Here is a 15,431-nt window from a genome sequence, read left to right on the forward strand (position 1 = left end):
GGCGCGCCGCCCGGTCTCCTCGCCGCCGAGGCGTCAGAACCGCAGCACGCCCGCGATGCCACGGGCGTCGCTCAGGGTGCCGTCCGGTACGAAGCGGACGTCGGCGCCGGTCTCCAGGCACTGCTCGACGATCTCGTCCACGATGTCCTCGCGGGCGTCCAGTTCGTCGCTCCCGGCCGGGATCAGATGTTCACCGCCCTCGCCGCGCACCGTCATCCGGAAGTTCTCCTCCACGGCCAGCAGCCGGATCCGGCCCTCTCGGGCGCTGCGCCAGACCTCGTCCACGCCGGCCGCGAACGACTTGCGGCCACGGGCGTTCACGAGTTCGCGCGTCACCGCGTCGGCGTGCGCGCGGTTCTCGGCGACGATCCGGGGCTCGATCGCCTGCCACACCGCCTCGCGGGTGCCGTGCGCGAGCCCGCCGTGCGGGATGTGCACGGCGTGCCTGCCGACGCCGCCGATCTCCTCGAGCAGCGACAGCGCCGCCTGCTCGCCGGTGACGTACAACGGCCGCGGATTGCGCCTGAGGATCGCGCTCAGGGCGGAGTCGGCGTCCTTGAGGAAGTGCCGGGTGCCGTCGTCGCGGAACGTGCTCGGTGTGTCGCCGATCCGCTCCCGGCGCTCGGCGTCGAAGTTCTCCACCCGCCGGGTCAGCGGGAAGCCGCCGACGCGGGCCTCGGTGATGCGGTCCAGGCTGCCGTGCCACAGGGTGGCGCGGTCGGCGGAGACCGACAGCACCCAGTACGGCCGCTCGGCGGCCTGGGCGGAGACCAGGTTGCGGGTCAGGAAGGTGTCCGAGAGCACCACGCGCTCGGGGACGGAACGGGCGAGCGACCACACCTGGTGCTCACCGGGGGCCGCGAAGATCACCAGGCCGTCCTCGGCGTAGGTGAGATCGACCTCGGCGAGGGCCTGGTCGAGCTGCCGCCCGACGTCCGCCCGGCGCTCGCGGGTGACCGAGGGGTCGGCCTCCAGCTGCTTCTTCGCCTCGGCCACGACATTGCGCAGCCGGACCTGGTCCTGGGCCCGATAGGGCTCTCGGCGATGCGTCGGCGTCAGTACGGACACGGCCGGATAGGGGCGCGGGCGCCGCAGCTCGGTGAGGGTGGTGGGACTGAGTGCGTGCTCCATAACAGAACGATAGGGCCGATTCACCGATCGGGCATTAGGGGCAATCCCCTCACCCGTCCGTGGGCCTACCGTTCGTCCTCGTCCGGCCCGCAGGAGCTGCCGTCGGCCGGCAGCGTGCCGTACAGCAGGAAGGCGTCGACCTTGCCGTGCACGCACTTGGAGGAGGCGTAACCGGTGTGGCCGCCGCCCTTGTTGTCCAGGACCACCGCCGAGGAGCCGAGGCGCTCCGCCGTCTCCACGGTCCAGCGATACGGCGTCGCCGGGTCGCCGCGGGTGCCCACGAGGAGCATCTTGGGCGTGTCCACGTCCTTGACCTCGTCGCGTATGAAGTCCGTGCCCCTGGGGCGGCCGTAGCACATCAGCACCGCGCTGAGCCGGTAGGGCCCGAAGACGGGCGAGGCCCGGTCGTACTCGGCGCGCAGCCGGTCGAGGTTGTCGACGATCTGCCGGCCGGTGGGGCGGTCGGGGTCGTCCGCGCAGTTGATCGCCATCAGTGCGGCCGGCATGTTGTCGAGGGGGATGTCCTGCTCGTCGACGAGGCCGCCGTCGGGGTCGTCGGTCTCGTCCCGGCGCGAGAGTGCGGCCCCGCCGCCCGCGAAGGTCTCGATGGCGTGGGTGTCGCCGTCCTCCACCAGCGTGGCCAGGGCGCGCTCCAGGGAGGGCCACAACTCCTCGCTGTAGAGCGCCTGTCCCATGGCGCCGACCAGGTCCTGACCGGTGAACGGCTCACCGAAGGCCGACGGCACCGGGTCCTCGTCCATCGAGTCGACGAGCTGGACGACCTGCTCGCGCGCCTTGCGCGCGTCCTGCCCGAACGGACAGGCGATGTCCCGCACGCACCAGTTGATGAAATCGTCCAGCGCCTTCTGCTGCCCCTGGGCGCCGGCCACGCCCTGCTCGGCCAATGGCTCGGTCAGGGTGTCCACACCGTCGAGCACCAATCGGCCGACCTTGTCGGGGAACTGGGCGGCATACACCGCGCCCAGCCGCGTTCCGTACGAGAAACCCAGGTAGTTGAGCTTGTCGTCGCCGAGGGCGTCGCGCATCACGTCCATGTCGCGCGAGGCGTTGACCGTGCCTATGTGGGGAAGCACGGGCCCGGAGTGGCGTGCGCACGCCTCGGCTGCCTTCTTCAGCTGGGTGAGGACGGCCTGCGGATCACGGCTGATCTCGTTGCCGTCGTCCGGCATGTCGATGTTCTCCTCGCCGTCCCCGCAGCTGACCGGGGAGGACCTGCCGACGCCGCGCGGATCGAAGGTGACGATGTCGTAGTTGTCCGTGAGATCCATGAAGCCCTCGGCGCCGCCCATGAACTCGGGGATGCCGGGACCGCCGGGCCCGCCGAAGTTCAGCAGCACCGAGCCGCGCTTCTCGCCGGTGGCCCGGTAGCGGGCGAGCGCCAGATCGAGGGTGCCCTTGCCGGGGTGCGCGTAGTCGAGGGGCACGGTGACCTTGCCGCACTGGAGGTCCTTGGGCAGGCCCTCGCCCGGACACTTGCTCCAGGCGACCTTCTGGTCGTAGAAGCGGTGCAGATCCGATTCGGCGTCGTTCGTGGCCGTCGAAAGGCCGGTGGCGAGCAGGGCCAGACCCACCGCGCCGGTGACCGCGCAGCGCCGCAGCGTGAGCCGCGTTGACAGCTTGGCCAGCATCGATGCCTCCAGGACGCCCGTCGCGGACCGGGAAACGGCGTCCCGATCACGATAAGCGGGCCCTGCGGGGGACGCCTCCCGGGCGAGCGGGACCGTCGGGAGCGCCGTAACTTGCGTCCCTTGCGTTCCTCTCGGGCGTTTTTGCCACTAGTTCGACAATGGTGACACTCGATGGGGTGAAAGGCCGATTAGCCATAACTCGAATGGTTCCCCGGCGTTTTATCCGGTGCGGGCGAACGCTCGCGACCAAGTCTGGAAGGCAGGGAACCTATGAGACGGGTTACCCGAAACGGTGTGATCGCCTTCGCCGCCTCGGGCGCGATGGCTGTGACGGTGCCGGCTTACGCCGACTCGGCGGCGGACGGCGCCGCGGCCGACTCGGCCGGGCTGCTGGCCGGCAACACCATTCAGGTCCCGCTGCACGTCCCGGTGAACGTGTGCGGGAACACCGTGAACGTGGTGGGGCTGCTCAATCCGACCGTGGGCAACAAGTGCACCAACGAGGACGACGGGGCCAAGCCGGCCGCCGCGTCGCACGGCGGGGCATCGGCCGAGGGGAGCGGAAAGGATTCGCCGGGCGTGGGGTCCGGCAATGTCGTGGAGCTCCCGGTTCACCTCCCGGTGAACGTCACCGGCAACAGCGTGAACGTGGTCGGTGTCGGCAACGCGGCGATCGGCAACGAGTCGGTGAACGGCCCCGGAAAGGAGCCGCCCCCCACCACGCGGCCCGCTCCGAAGCCGACGGTGCCGCGGGCCCACCACCCGCGGCCGGCGCCGCCCGCGCATGTGCCGCACGGGCCCGGGGTCGCCCTCGCCCAGACCGGAGCGGACCAGACCGTCCCCGCCATCGCGGGCGCCACGGCCCTCGTCCTGGGCGGGGCCATCCTGTACCGCCGCTCCCGCTCGAAGGCGGTGCGCTGACCCCGTCACGGGCAAGCGGTACGGCAGGCCCCACCGGGCAGACGAGCGGTGGGGCCTTTGTCGTACGTCGTACGGCGCTCGGGGAGGGACCGGTGAGCCTGGTCGCACGGCGTCGCTCAGTGCGCTCGCTGTCCTGCGAACGTCCGTCCGGCCGGTCACTCGCGGAGTGCGTGATCGGCTTGATCATGCCGTGACGCCCTCCGGGAAGATCCGCGAGGATGCTGCGTGCGCGGTCGATCACCGCGTGTCCGGCAACCCCCACGGAACGGAGCGCGTCCATGGCCTCTCTGGCCCCCGAGGACCTCGTCATCACGCAGGCCGGCCTCGACGACTGGCCGGTCGTCCGCGGGTGGGCGGCCGACGAGGGCTGGAACCCGGGCCTCGTGGACAGCACCGCCTTCTTCGCCCAGGACCCCGAGGGCTTCTTCATCGGCCGGATCGACGGCGAGCCCGTCTCGGCGATCTCCGTCGTGAACTACGGCTCCGACTACGCGTTCCTCGGCTGGTACCTGGTCCGCCCCGACGCCCGGGGCCGCGGCCACGGCCTCGCCATCTGGAAGACCGCGCTGGCGCACGCCGAGAACCGCACGGTGGGGCTGGACGGAGTCGTCGCCCAGCAGGACAACTACCGCCGCTCGGGCTTCGAGCCGGCCCACCGCACCTTCCGGTACACCGGGACCGCCCCCGCCATGGAGTCCCCGGCGGACGTCCGGGCGGTACGGCCCGAGGACGTCGAGGACATCACCGCCTACGACGGCGCCTGCACCCCGGCCGACCGCCCGCGGTTCCTCCGGCACTGGCTGACCTCGCCCGGGCACCACGCCGTCGTCCGCCGCGCCGGCGACCGGGTCACCGGCTACGGCGTGATCCGCCCCGGCCACAATTGCCCGCGCATCGGCCCGCTCTTCGCGGACACCCCCGAGGACGCGTGGGCCGTCTTCGCCGCCCTGACCGCCGACGCGGCCGGCCGCGAGGTCGCCATCGACGTGCCCGACAACAACGCGGCCGGCGTCGCCCTCGCCGAGGAGGCCGGCTTCACGCCCTCGTTCGAGACGGCCCGGATGTACACGGGCCCGGTGCGGCCCTACGCCCAGGAGCGCGTCTTCGGCGTGACCACGCTGGAGCTGGGCTGACGAGGCCGGTCCCGGCCCGGAACGACGGCACCCAGGACGCCGGCGGTCAGCCCGTCCGCCGGTGGAACCGGAAGTGCAGCGCCCGGACCTCCTCCGTCAGCTCGGGCACCGGGCCCGCCACGGCCACCCCCGGCGCGATCTCCTGGATCGGCAGCGGCCGTACCGGGCCGGGTGGTACGCCCAACTCGCCCAGCCACCCGACGAGTTGCCGCGTCGAGGCCACGTACACGATGCGTCCCAGGCCCACCCACGCGTGCGCGGCCGCACACATCGGGCAGTGCTCGCCCGACGTGTAGACGGTCGCGGCGGCCCGCTCCTCGGGTGACATGTGGGCGGCGGACCAGCGCGCCAGCTCGAACTCGGGGTGTCGGGTGTGATCGCCCGAGGCCACCCGGTTGTGGTCCTCGGCGAGCACCTCGCCGTCCGCGCCCACCAGCACCGAGCCGAAGGGCTCGTCCCCGGCCTCCAGCGCCTCGGCGGCCAGCGCGACACAGCGGCGCAGGTGCGGCAGTTCGGTGTCCTTCACGACCATGGTGTACGGCCCTCCTCGCGGCACGGATCTCCCTGCGCACCCATCTTGGCGGACGCGACGCCGGCGGGCGGGTCCGGGAGACCGCGCCGAAAAGGCCTTGCCCCGGCGGGGGCGCGGTGCTGGAGTGTGCCCATGGATCACACCGGCGTGCTCGCCCTGTTCGACCGGGACATGCGGGAAGGCGCGCGGCCGGACGGTCCCGACGCCCTCGTGGAGCGGGTGAACGGGGTCGTCCGCCAGGTCTCGTCCGCGCACGGCTGGAACGGCGTGGTGTGGTCCGACCTGGACGAGGCGAGCGCCGACGCGGCGATAGCCGAACAGATCACGCACTTCTCCGGGCTCGGCCTCGACTTCGAGTGGAAGCTCTACGGCCACGACCTCCCGGTGGACCTCGGACCGCGGCTCAGGGACGCGGGCTTCACGCCGCAACCCGAGGAGACCCTGATGATCGGCGAGTCCGCCGACCTGGACCTGGACGCCGAGCCGCCGGAGGGCATCCGGATCCTCCCCGTGACCGACCGCGCCGGCGTCGACCTCGTCGCCCAGGTGCACGAGCTGGCCTTCGGCACCGACGGCTCCCGGCTGCGGCACCAGCTGCTCGCCCAGCTCGAGGCCGACGCGGACACGGTGGTCGCCGTCGTCGCCCTGGCGGGGGACACCCCGGTGAGCGCCGCCCGGATGGAACTCGTGCCGGGGACGCGGTTCGCCGGTCTGTGGGGTGGCGGCACCGTCGAGGGCTGGCGGGGCCGCGGCATCTACCGCGCCCTGGTCGCCCATCGCGGCCGGGCCGCCGTGGCGCGTGGTTACCGGTATCTCCAGGTCGACGCCATGAGCACGAGCCGCCCCATCCTGGAACGGCTCGGCTTCGAACCCCTGACCACGACCACGCCGTACGTGTACACGCCGTAGCCGCCGAAGCGCCCGGCCCGCCGCTCAGTCGAGGCCGAACGCGTCCGCCAGCGAGTCGATCTGGGCCGTCAGAAGCGTGCCGCCGTCATGGCCCATGCCCTGGAACTGGCCGGACACCTCCAGCCCGATCGCCCCGTGCATATGGGACCAGGCGAACACCGAGCCGGCCAGTGCGGCGCCCTCCGCCCGCGCGGCCACCTGTCCGCGCACCCATTGCGACACCGCCGCGTCCCGCCGCGCCCAGGCCGTCATCTGCTCCACCACCGGCAGCACCGCCGCCGACGGCTCGGCCGCTTCGAACGCCGGCAGGAACGGCCCCAGCACCGCACGCGCGCTGTCGACCGTGTCCGGGGGCGCGGTGTAGCCGGGCACCGGCGTGCCCTCCAGCAGCAGATAGCGGTGCGGCTGATCCACCGCCCAGTCCCGGCATGCCCCGGCGAGGGACCGCAGCCGCGCCCGTGGTGACGTGCCCGGCGGCAGGGCTCCGGCGGCTGCTGTGACGGCGTCCGCCAGGTCGGCGTAGGCGTCCCTGATCAGCTCGGTCAGCAGGGCGTCACGTGAATCGAAGTAGCGGTAGAGGGCGGGACCCGAGAGCCCCACTTCCTTGGCGATCCGGGTGAGGGCCACTCCGTCCGTGCCGCCCTCGGCCAGTTGCCGGAGCGCGATCTCCTTGATCTCCGCGCGGGTCTGCTCGCGATATCGCGCTCTCGGGGTCTGCGCACTGCTGCTCACGACGGCTCCTCCTCGGTTTCGCGACACACCTTAACGAAAGTCCGTACCTCCCACTCTTGCTATGGTCCATCGAAAGAGTTACGGTGTCTAACACAAGCAAGGATGAATAACCGAGAAGTCGAGAAGGAGTCACCATGAACGCCACCACCGACCGGACCCGCTCCCTGCACGCCGTGCTCGGCTCCGGTCCCGCCGGCACCGCCCTCGCCCGGGAACTGGTCCGGCGCGGGCACCCCGTGCGTCTCGTCGACCGCAAGGGCGAGGGTCCCGCGCCGGACGGAGTGGAGCGGTTCGCCGCCGATGTGAGCACCGCGGAGGGGGCCCGGGCCGCCACGGCCGGAGCCGCCGTCGTCTACCACGCGGTCAACGTCGGCTATCACCTCCAGGTCGAGGTCATGCCTCGGATCCAGGAGGCGATCCTGGGTGCCGTGGAGGCCTCCGGCGCGCGACTCGTCGTACTCGACACGCTCTACCCGTACGGCGAGACCGGGGGAGCGGTGATGACCGAGGACTCTCCGTGGAACGCGACGAGCCGCAAGGGGCGGATGCGTGCCGAGCTGGACGAGAAGTACCTCGCCGCGCACCGCGAGGGACGAGCCAGGGTGGTCCTCGCCCGCTCCGCCGACTTCGTCGGGCCCGGCGTGCTGAACTCCTCGCTCGGCGGGGCCGCCTTCCCGGGCGCGCTCACGGGAGGGGACGTCCTGGCCCTCGGCGACATCGACCTGCCGCACAGCTACACCAACATCGAGGATGTGGCCGCGGGTCTCGCCACCCTCGGCGAGCGTCCGGAGGGGGACGGGCGGGTCTGGCATCTGCCGACGGCGCCGGCCGTCACCACCCGCGAGATCCAAGGGATGATCGAGAAGCGGGTGGGCCAGGCCCTGAACGTCGTGGTTCTGCCCGAGCCCCGGCCCTTCGGCCCGTTCGACGAGCAGGTCATGGCCGAGTACGCCGAGATGTTCTACCAGCACACCGAGCCCCAGATCGTGGACTCCTCGGCCTTCGAGCAGGCTTTCGGCGTCACGCCCACCCCGCTCGCGGACACGATCGACGCCACGGTGACCTGGTACGAGCAACTGCTCGCCGGACGGTGACCGGTCTCAGCGACATGGCCGACCGGGGTCCCAGGGGGCACCGGAGGTCATGTCCCGTGTGGGGCCCGGGAGTTCGGGTCGGCGGACCGATGCCTGATGCCGCCCTTGCGCACACGACAGCCCGCGACGGCCCTGCCGTGAAGCGGGGCCGCCGCGGGTCTCACATGACGCGCGCGCTGCCGTCCCGTGTGTTCGGCCGCGTTGTCAGCGGCGCGCCTTCGTCCGGTCCAGTGCGGCGACGCCCACTGCGGCGAGGCCGATCTGGATGAGCCACTCGACCCAGTCCACACCGTCGGTGTCGCCGACGTCGAGACCGGCCGCGATCGCCGACCCGATCAGCGCGGCCACGATGCCGACGAGGATCGTCCACAGAATGCCGATGCGCTGACGACCAGGAACCACGAGTCGCCCCAGCACACCGATGATGATGCCGATCACGATGGCACTGATGATGCCCGAGATCTCCATATCGCCCCTCTTCCTCCTGTCCCCGCAGTAGTCCGAGTTCCCCGTGGAGCGAGGGACAGTCCGTTCCGCCTCAACCGGCGTCCGGCGCGGGGCCGGTGGCGGTCCCGGTTCCGTCCACGACCCATCCGGTGGCGGCCACCACCTCCAAGGCGATGTCGACCACCGAGCGGCCGTCGGTCACCACCCGCAGCACGTCCGCGGCGGCCCGCTGGTCCAGGAGCCGCGCCTTGCGCGCACTGCCCGCGAGTTCGTGTGCCAACTCGGACCCGAGCTCGCGCCCGGCCAGCCGCTGTTCGGCGGTCTCGTCGGTGGCGGTCAGCAGCACCCGTACGAACCGGACGTCGTCGCCCAGGGCTCGGCGGAAGATGGGCGTGGCTTCGTCGAGCACGCTCACCGTGTTCGTGTAGACCAGACGCCGGTGGCCGAGCTCGGCGTAGTTCGCCCACACGGCGGCGAGGTTCCGTGTCGTGATGCCGGCCCGACGGGTGTCACCGGCCGGTGCCGGATGGACCGCTCCCATGAAGTCGCCGTCGATCACGGCATGCGCGACCCGCGCGATCCTCAGCCGGGCCGAGACCTCCCAGCCGACGGTGGTCTTCCCGACCCCGGCCCGGCCGCCGATGAGCAGCACCTCCACCTGGTCCATGTGGGGAGGGTGCCTGGCGGCGGGCATGGTTGGCGAGTGGATTTGTGGCTGGTGATCGCTGGAGGTGCGCATGGAGGAGAGGGTGCTCGGTGGCGGAGCCGTCAACCAGGTCGTGCGGGTCGGGACGACGGTGCGGCGACGGCCGTCCGAGCGGTCGGGGTATGTCCGGGAGCTGCTCGCCCACTTCGAGTCCCGCGGCTGGGAGGGGGCACCGCGGCACCTCGGGACCGACCAGCAGGGACGGGAGGTGTTCGGCTACGTCGAAGGGCGGGTCGCGATCACCCCTCGGGAACGTGCGGCGGCGTGCACCGACGCCGGGCTCCTGCGGGTGGTCCAACTGGTCCGTGCCGTCCATGACATGACGCACGGAACGCCGCTCGCCGCCGGCCTGGACGTCGTATGCCACAACGACCTCGCTCCGAAGAACACGGTGTACACGGTGGAGGACGGCGACTGGTGGCCGACCGCCCTCATCGATTGGGACCTGGCCGCGCCCGGCGAGCGCGTCCACGACCTCGCGCATCTGTGCTGGCAGTACCTGGACCTGGGACCGGGAGTCGGCGATGTGGCCGAGGCGGCTCGGCGGATCGCGCTGGTCCTCGACGCGTACGGACCCTGCCTCGGCGGCGAGGGGATCGTCGACGTCATCCTGTGGTGGCAGGACCGCTGCCTGCGCGGCATCGAAGAGGGTGCGGCGCGCGGCGAGGCGTCCATGCTGGGGCTGCGGGAGCGCGGGGCCGTGGACGACGTGCGGAACGCGTACGCCTGGACGGCCGAACACCGGCGTGAGCTGGGGGCGTTCCTGCGCTGATGCCGGGCGCGCGCGTGAGGACGGTCTCCGTCAGGGCGACTCGTCGAGCCAGGACGTCAGTCGGCCGTCCGGTCGCAGGGCGACATGCAAAGTGTTGTTCTCGCCGTACGCGGTGCGGCCGTCGGCGACGAGGGTGTCCAGTCGGGTGCCGTCGGTGGCGAGGTCGGCCTCGTAGTGGTCGTCGGCGATGCGGTGGATCTTGGCCGTGGTCGTCCCGTCCGCCAGCGTCGCGGTGCCGATCAGCTGTCGCTGCTGCTGAGCCTCCGCGTGCTCGACCCAGGAGGTGACCTTGCCGTTCGGGTGGAGGGTGACGTGCAGCCCGTTGTGCTGGGCGTGGGTGGGAAGGCCCTGGGTGTACAGGGTTCCGTACCTCGCGCCCTTGGCCCAGATCTCCGCCTCGTAGCGGTTCTCGCCGGTCTTGTAGATCTTCGCCCTGCTCACCTTGTCCGCGAGTTCGACCGTGGTCACATAGGTGCGCTCGGCCTTGGAAGGGTGGGCCGCCGGCGGGACGGTGGTGGACGTCGGCGCCTCGGCGGCGAAGACGCCGGCGGCCGAGACGGACAGGGCCGTGGTCACGCCGGCGGCGATGAGGGTGGTGCGCAGGGTGCGGGGGGCGCGCATCAGTGAGTCGTTCCCTTCGGTGGGGTTCGTTCCGACGCGTTCGAAGCTACGGATCGCCCATCAAGGGCACCCATACGTCATGTAACAGTCGTTTGGCTTATAGGGCGCGAAACGAATAAAGCGCTCATCCTGGCCTGCTCGCGATTGACATGCAGGTGATTGCCTGCATAACGTTGAGTGTGCGATCAGACAGTGACCCCGCCATGGACAAGGTCTTCAAGGCGCTGGCCGACGAGACACGCAGAAGGCTCCTGGACCGGCTGCACGAGGACAACGGGCAGACGCTGGGGGAGCTGTGCGCGCGGATCGACATGACGCGCCAGTCGGTGACCCAGCATCTGGCCGTCCTGGAGGCCGCCCATCTGGTCACCGCCGTGCGGCGCGGGCGGGAGAAGCTGCACTACCTCAATCCGGTCCCGCTCCACGAGATCCAGGAGCGATGGATCGACAAGTTCGAGCGCCCGCGCCTGCGCGTGCTGGGGGCCGTCAAACGACGAGCTGAGGAAGCCATGACCGACAAGCCCACATTCGTCTACGTCACCTATATCGAGAGCACGCCCGAAAAGGTCTGGGACGCCCTCACCGACGCCGACCTGACCGCCGCCTACTGGGGCCACAGCAACGTCTCGGACTGGCGGCGCGGCTCCCGTTGGGAGCATGTCCGTACGGACGGCTCGGGCGTCGCCGACGTGGTCGGCACCGTCGTGGAGAGCGAACGCCCCACCCGTCTGGTCACCACTTGGGCGGCGCCGGAGGAGGAGGGCCAGGAGGACAAGTACTCCAGGGTCACCTTCGACATCCAGCAGCACGCGGAGATCGTCCGGCTCACCGTGACCCACGAGGACCTGCCGGACGAGGGCGCGCGCGCCGACGTGTCGTCCGGCTGGCCGGCCGTGCTGTCCAACCTCAAGTCGCTCCTGGAGACCGGCCATGTACTGCCCCAGGAGCCGTGGCTGATGCCGACCCGTTGAGCGGGTGCCGTCGGCAGGGCTGTCGTCCGCAGGGTGTCGTTCCTGGACGGACGCGGAAGGGCCGGTCCGCAGGCGCGGACCGGCCGGTCGGGACGGTCTCTCCGGTGTGCCGCTACGGCCTGGGGGCGCTCTTGGCCGCCGTGACGGCGCACATCAGCCCCAGGACCACGGCCAGGGCGCCGATGATGATGTTGTTCACCACGACACCGGCGTCCGGGCTGTCCCCGACCACCCACGGCGCGATGATCATCCACACGCCCATCGCGCAGAACGCCCAGCTCAGGCCGTACATGCGCTCAGGCGCCCGGGTGAAGCCGAGGGCCAGCAGGCCGATCGCGATCCCCACGATCAGGTTGTGGGTCACGAGCGGGGGCTGGCTCGTCGTGTAGTGGAGTATCCAGGGGGACACGGCGCAGTACAGACCGAGCAGGAACACCGGTCCGTCCAGGAGCGTCACATCCCGGCCGCCGAGCATACGGGCGTAGCGGTCCCGCATTTCGGATACGTCGGGGTGGCTGGTTATGTCACCTCTGGTGGGCGAGACGTTGGCCATGACTCGTCTCCTTTGACTCGCAGGCCTGACCGCGTCTGGTGCGGTGTGCGGTTGGCGCCGCCTACGGGCCATTCTGCGCTTATTTTTTCTTTATGTGTAGGGCTGGGCGAAGTGCGGGCCGGTGGGTCAGGGGGCCCGGGTGCGGTCCGGCGCCGGGACGCTCGCGCTCGCCGCGGCCCGCGCGATGTTGCGGGCCATGCCGCCGAACACGACCGCGTGGAAGGGCGAGACGCTCCACCAGTAGGCCTGGCCGAGCAGCCCGTGGGGGTGGAAGAGGGCGCGCTGCCGGTACCTGGTGCGGCCGTCCCTGTCCGTGAGGACGCGCATCTCCAGCCAGGCCAGCCCCGGCAGCCGCATCTCCGCCCGCAGCCGCAGCAGCCGGCCGGGCTCGATCGCCTCGACCCGCCAGAAGTCCAGGGAGTCACCGACCCGCAGCCGCGTCGCGTCCCGGCGTCCTCGGCGCAGCCCCACCCCGCCCGCGAGCCGGTCCAGCCAGCCGCGCACCGCCCACCCGAGGGAGAAGGAGTACCAGCCGTTCTCGCCGCCGATCCCCTCGATCACCCGCCACAGCGCCTCGGGGGCGGCGTCGACCCGACGCTCCCGGTCATCGGCGTAGAGACTTCCGCCGGCCCAGTCGGGGTCCGTGGGAAGCGGGTCGCTCGGGGCGCCGGGCACCGACGCCGACGACCACCGGGTCGTCACCCGCGCCTCCCGCACCCGGCGCAGGGCCAGCCGTACGGCCTCGTCGAAGCCGACCGGATGTCCCGGCGGATCGGGGACGTAATGGGCGATGTCGTGCTCGGCGCACACCACCTCGTGGCGGAGGGACTCGGTGAGCGGCCGCGCGATGGAGGAGGGGACCGGGGTGACCAGACCGACCCAGAGACTGGACAGCCGAGGCGTGAGAACCGGCACGGCCAGGATGACCCGGCGGGGCAGACCGGCGACCGCCGCGTACCGGACCATCATCTCCCGGTACGTCAGCACGTCCGGCCCTCCGATGTCGAAGCTCCGGGTCACGTCGGCGGGCATGGAGGCGCTGCCGACGAGGGCGCGCAGCACGTCGCGGACCGCCACCGGTTGGGTGCGGGTGTGCACCCAGCCGGGGGTGACCATCACGGGCAGGCGCTCGGTCAGATAGCGCAGCATCTCGAAGGAGGCGGAACCCGAGCCGATGATGACGGCTGCCCTCAGTACGGTGGTCGGCACCCCGGAGGCGAGCAGGATGCGTCCGACCTCGGCGCGCGAGCGCAGATGCGGCGAGAGAGCGTGCTCGGGCACGCCGGCGGGGGTGAGCCCGCCGAGATAGACGATCCGCCGGACGCCCGCGGCCCGGGCCCGGTCGGCGAAGATCCGCGCGGCGCTGCGGTCGGTCTCCTCGAAGTCCTTGCCGGATCCCAGCGCGTGCACCAGGTAGTACGCCACGTCGATGCCTTCGACGGCACGGGCGACGGACGCGGCGTCGGTGACGTCTCCGCGTACCACCTCCGCGTCGCCGGCCCAGGGGTGGTCGCGCAGCCGCTCGGGGGAGCGGGCCAGGCAGCGCACCTGGTGCCCGGCGTCGAGCAGTTCGGGCACGAGGCGCCCGCCGATGTACCCGGTGGCGCCCGTCACGAGGCACCGCAGTCCCTCACGCGCGTCGTCGTGCTCCATAGGCCTTCGGTCCTCACGTGCCGGTTCACTGACGGCGGGATGGACCGTCCGGACCATGGTTTCGCGCTCGACCGTGGTCCGCACCCCACGGACAGCACATCGACATTGGGGGCGTCGGCGGTCATGGGCGCTGCGAGGGTGTGCGCCCGCCCCTCGGAGAAAACACGAAGAGGTGAACATGCTCCCGCCGATGGCGGGAAGGCGAAGTGTACGAGGCAAGTGGTCGACGGGCGAGATGAAGTCCGACTCTGGAGGTGTCTGCCGCTATGGGCGCGAAGGTGTTGGAGCGGTTTCCCGCGGGAGCTCCGCGCGGATCGTGGCCGGCGGAGGAGTACGCGGCGCAGCGGCGTGCCACTGGTGAGCCGGCGACGGTCGTGATGGACCTGAAGGCGGACGCCTTCCTGGTCGTCGTCCCGACGCGCGACGAGGACTGAGCGCGCGGCCCTAGGACGAGCGGGCCACCAGTACGTCCAGGTGGGCCTCGCGTGAGAGCGCCGTCTGGCCCTGCACCAGGAGGAACAGGGCCTCCCGCGCGAGGCGTTGCGCCCTGGCGGTGAGCGGCATCGACCGGCCGCCGCCCGCCACCACCGCCGCGGTGGTGGCCGTGCGCATCAGCTCGGCCGCCTCGATGCGCAAGGGCCAGACGTTCGGCGGTGTACTCGCTCGCCACGGGGTGGTCGGCCAACTCGTAGGCCCTGCGACGGACTTCGTCCAGGCGGGTGCGCAAGGGTCCGGTGGTTTCCTCGTCCAGGAAGGCGAGGGCCGTGTCGGTGATCCCGAAGACCGCCGGGGAGGCGTTGACCGTGCGCGCCCGGTCCGCTGTGGCCCATTCCTCGTACGGCTTGCGGAGTGCCACGCTCTCCTCCGGCAGCCACAGTCCGTCCAGTTCCAGTGCCACCGTGCGGGACGCGGTGAGCGCCGCCAGGCGCATCGGCTCCGAGGCCCGGAGACCTGACTGCTCACGGGCCTCGGTGAAGGCGAAGAGCACCTCGCCGGCCTCCGTGACACCGGCGAGCAGCATCACGTCGTTCAGACCCCAGCCGGTGTACCAGGGCACCGACCCGTCGAACCGCCACCCGCCCCGCGCCCGAGCGGCGCGCACCGGCGTAAGCGGAAACGTCCGCACATGCGCGTACGCCACCCCGGACAGCAGTTCACCGCGGGCCAGCGGACCCAGCAACCGTTCCCGTACCGGGCCGTCGCACCCGGCCAGCGTCGCGACCGGTGTGTGGTGCTGGGTCTGCACGAACCATGTCGAGCAGCACGCTCCGGCCAGGATCTCCGCCGTACGCCGCGCCACCGCCGCGGGTGCCGCCCAGCCGCCGTACGCTTCCGGCGCGCTCACCCCCAGCAGTCCCGAGCGCCTGATCGCCTCGATATGGCTCGCGGGGATGCCCTCCTGATCGACGAGTTCGGCCTGCGGGGCGAGGAGGTCGTTCGCGAGGTGCTGGGCGCGGGTGACGAGCGGGTGGTCCGTGGTGGTCATGGAGGAAATTCTTCCGGCGTGGTCGTGCCGGGTGTCGATCCGGGGGCGTGTCGTTCGTGTAGGAGGTGAGGGACCGCCCCCCCGAGAAGCACGGTCACCGAGAGGCACGGTCACCCGAGAA

Annotated in this window: 15 protein-coding genes and 1 pseudogene; 6 read left to right on the top strand and 10 right to left on the bottom strand. The window is 71.6% G+C overall.

Translation table 11 applies throughout. The features are described 5' to 3' along the window. Positions 1 to 33 precede the first annotated feature (33 nt). Positions 34 to 1,131 (bottom strand): chemotaxis protein, encoded by a 1,098-nt coding sequence (locus ACIQWG_RS03955; protein WP_404089882.1) that lies wholly within the window; start codon positions 1,129 to 1,131, stop codon positions 34 to 36. A gap of 65 nt (positions 1,132 to 1,196) precedes the next feature. Beyond that, positions 1,197 to 2,780 carry an alpha/beta hydrolase gene (locus tag ACIQWG_RS03960; RefSeq protein ID WP_404089884.1) on the bottom strand — a complete coding sequence of 528 codons (1,584 nt, stop codon included), beginning with the start codon at positions 2,778 to 2,780 and terminating at the stop codon, positions 1,197 to 1,199. Positions 2,781 to 3,050: 270 nt separating this feature from the next. On the opposite strand from ACIQWG_RS03960, the gene ACIQWG_RS03965 reads away from it, so the two are divergent. Together ACIQWG_RS03965 and ACIQWG_RS03970 are read left to right on the top strand one after the other, a co-directional pair. Beyond that, the gene (locus ACIQWG_RS03965; RefSeq protein WP_404089886.1) at positions 3,051 to 3,701 is read left to right on the top strand and encodes a chaplin family protein; all 651 of its coding nucleotides are present in this window, start codon (positions 3,051 to 3,053) and stop codon (positions 3,699 to 3,701) included. Positions 3,702 to 3,979: 278 nt separating this feature from the next. Further along, entirely contained in the window at positions 3,980 to 4,834 is an 855-nt protein-coding gene (locus ACIQWG_RS03970) for a GNAT family N-acetyltransferase (protein WP_404089888.1), read from the top strand. A gap of 46 nt (positions 4,835 to 4,880) precedes the next feature. Here the strand turns inward: ACIQWG_RS03970 and ACIQWG_RS03975 are convergent, their stop codons facing one another. After that, a complete protein-coding gene (locus ACIQWG_RS03975) occupies positions 4,881 to 5,366 on the bottom strand; it encodes a nucleoside deaminase (RefSeq protein WP_404089889.1) in 486 nt (161 codons plus the stop codon). A 132-nt stretch (positions 5,367 to 5,498) separates the two neighbouring features. Between ACIQWG_RS03975 and ACIQWG_RS03980 the strand changes: the two genes are divergently transcribed. Next, positions 5,499 to 6,275: a GNAT family N-acetyltransferase gene (locus tag ACIQWG_RS03980; RefSeq protein ID WP_404089891.1), complete on the top strand. Its 777-nt coding sequence runs from the start codon at positions 5,499 to 5,501 to the stop codon at positions 6,273 to 6,275. Between the two features lie 24 nt (positions 6,276 to 6,299). Here ACIQWG_RS03980 and ACIQWG_RS03985 read toward each other — a convergent pair whose 3' ends face one another. Further along, complete coding sequence (locus ACIQWG_RS03985; protein WP_404089893.1) at positions 6,300 to 7,007, bottom strand: TetR/AcrR family transcriptional regulator; 708 nt, start codon at positions 7,005 to 7,007, stop codon at positions 6,300 to 6,302. Between the two features lie 134 nt (positions 7,008 to 7,141). On the opposite strand from ACIQWG_RS03985, the gene ACIQWG_RS03990 reads away from it, so the two are divergent. Further along, positions 7,142 to 8,101: an NAD-dependent epimerase/dehydratase family protein gene (locus ACIQWG_RS03990; RefSeq protein ID WP_404089895.1), complete on the top strand. Its 960-nt coding sequence runs from the start codon at positions 7,142 to 7,144 to the stop codon at positions 8,099 to 8,101. 204 nt (positions 8,102 to 8,305) lie between these two features. On the opposite strand, the gene ACIQWG_RS03995 is transcribed toward ACIQWG_RS03990, so the two are convergent. Continuing rightward, entirely contained in the window at positions 8,306 to 8,569 is a 264-nt protein-coding gene (locus ACIQWG_RS03995; RefSeq protein ID WP_404089897.1) for a GlsB/YeaQ/YmgE family stress response membrane protein, read from the bottom strand. 70 nt (positions 8,570 to 8,639) lie between these two features. Next, a complete protein-coding gene (locus ACIQWG_RS04000; RefSeq protein WP_404089899.1) occupies positions 8,640 to 9,215 on the bottom strand; it encodes an AAA family ATPase in 576 nt (191 codons plus the stop codon). A gap of 70 nt (positions 9,216 to 9,285) precedes the next feature. Between ACIQWG_RS04000 and ACIQWG_RS04005 the strand changes: the two genes are divergently transcribed. Beyond that, positions 9,286 to 10,026 (top strand): phosphotransferase family protein, encoded by a 741-nt coding sequence (locus ACIQWG_RS04005; protein WP_404089901.1) that lies wholly within the window; start codon positions 9,286 to 9,288, stop codon positions 10,024 to 10,026. Positions 10,027 to 10,056: 30 nt separating this feature from the next. Here the strand turns inward: ACIQWG_RS04005 and ACIQWG_RS04010 are convergent, their stop codons facing one another. Continuing rightward, complete coding sequence (locus ACIQWG_RS04010; protein WP_404089902.1) at positions 10,057 to 10,647, bottom strand: hypothetical protein; 591 nt, start codon at positions 10,645 to 10,647, stop codon at positions 10,057 to 10,059. A gap of 203 nt (positions 10,648 to 10,850) precedes the next feature. On the opposite strand from ACIQWG_RS04010, the gene ACIQWG_RS04015 reads away from it, so the two are divergent. Further along, on the top strand, positions 10,851 to 11,618 hold the full coding sequence (locus ACIQWG_RS04015; protein WP_404090794.1) for an ArsR/SmtB family transcription factor: 768 nt from the start codon (positions 10,851 to 10,853) through the stop codon (positions 11,616 to 11,618). Between the two features lie 112 nt (positions 11,619 to 11,730). Here ACIQWG_RS04015 and ACIQWG_RS04020 read toward each other — a convergent pair whose 3' ends face one another. From ACIQWG_RS04020 to ACIQWG_RS04030, 3 genes and pseudogenes are all read right to left on the bottom strand, one after another. Then, positions 11,731 to 12,171, bottom strand: coding sequence for an SPW repeat protein (locus ACIQWG_RS04020; protein WP_404089904.1), 441 nt, complete (start codon positions 12,169 to 12,171; stop codon positions 11,731 to 11,733). A gap of 126 nt (positions 12,172 to 12,297) precedes the next feature. Then, on the bottom strand, positions 12,298 to 13,824 hold the full coding sequence (locus tag ACIQWG_RS04025) for an SDR family oxidoreductase (protein WP_404089906.1): 1,527 nt from the start codon (positions 13,822 to 13,824) through the stop codon (positions 12,298 to 12,300). Between the two features lie 444 nt (positions 13,825 to 14,268). Continuing rightward, positions 14,269 to 15,310 (bottom strand): annotated as a pseudogene (locus ACIQWG_RS04030) (acyl-CoA dehydrogenase family protein). Positions 15,311 to 15,431 lie beyond the last annotated feature (121 nt).

Origin of the sequence: Streptomyces sp. NPDC098781 (assembly GCF_044759995.1) — a bacterium.
In the GTDB taxonomy this organism is placed as follows: Bacteria; Actinomycetota; Actinomycetes; order Streptomycetales; family Streptomycetaceae; genus Streptomyces.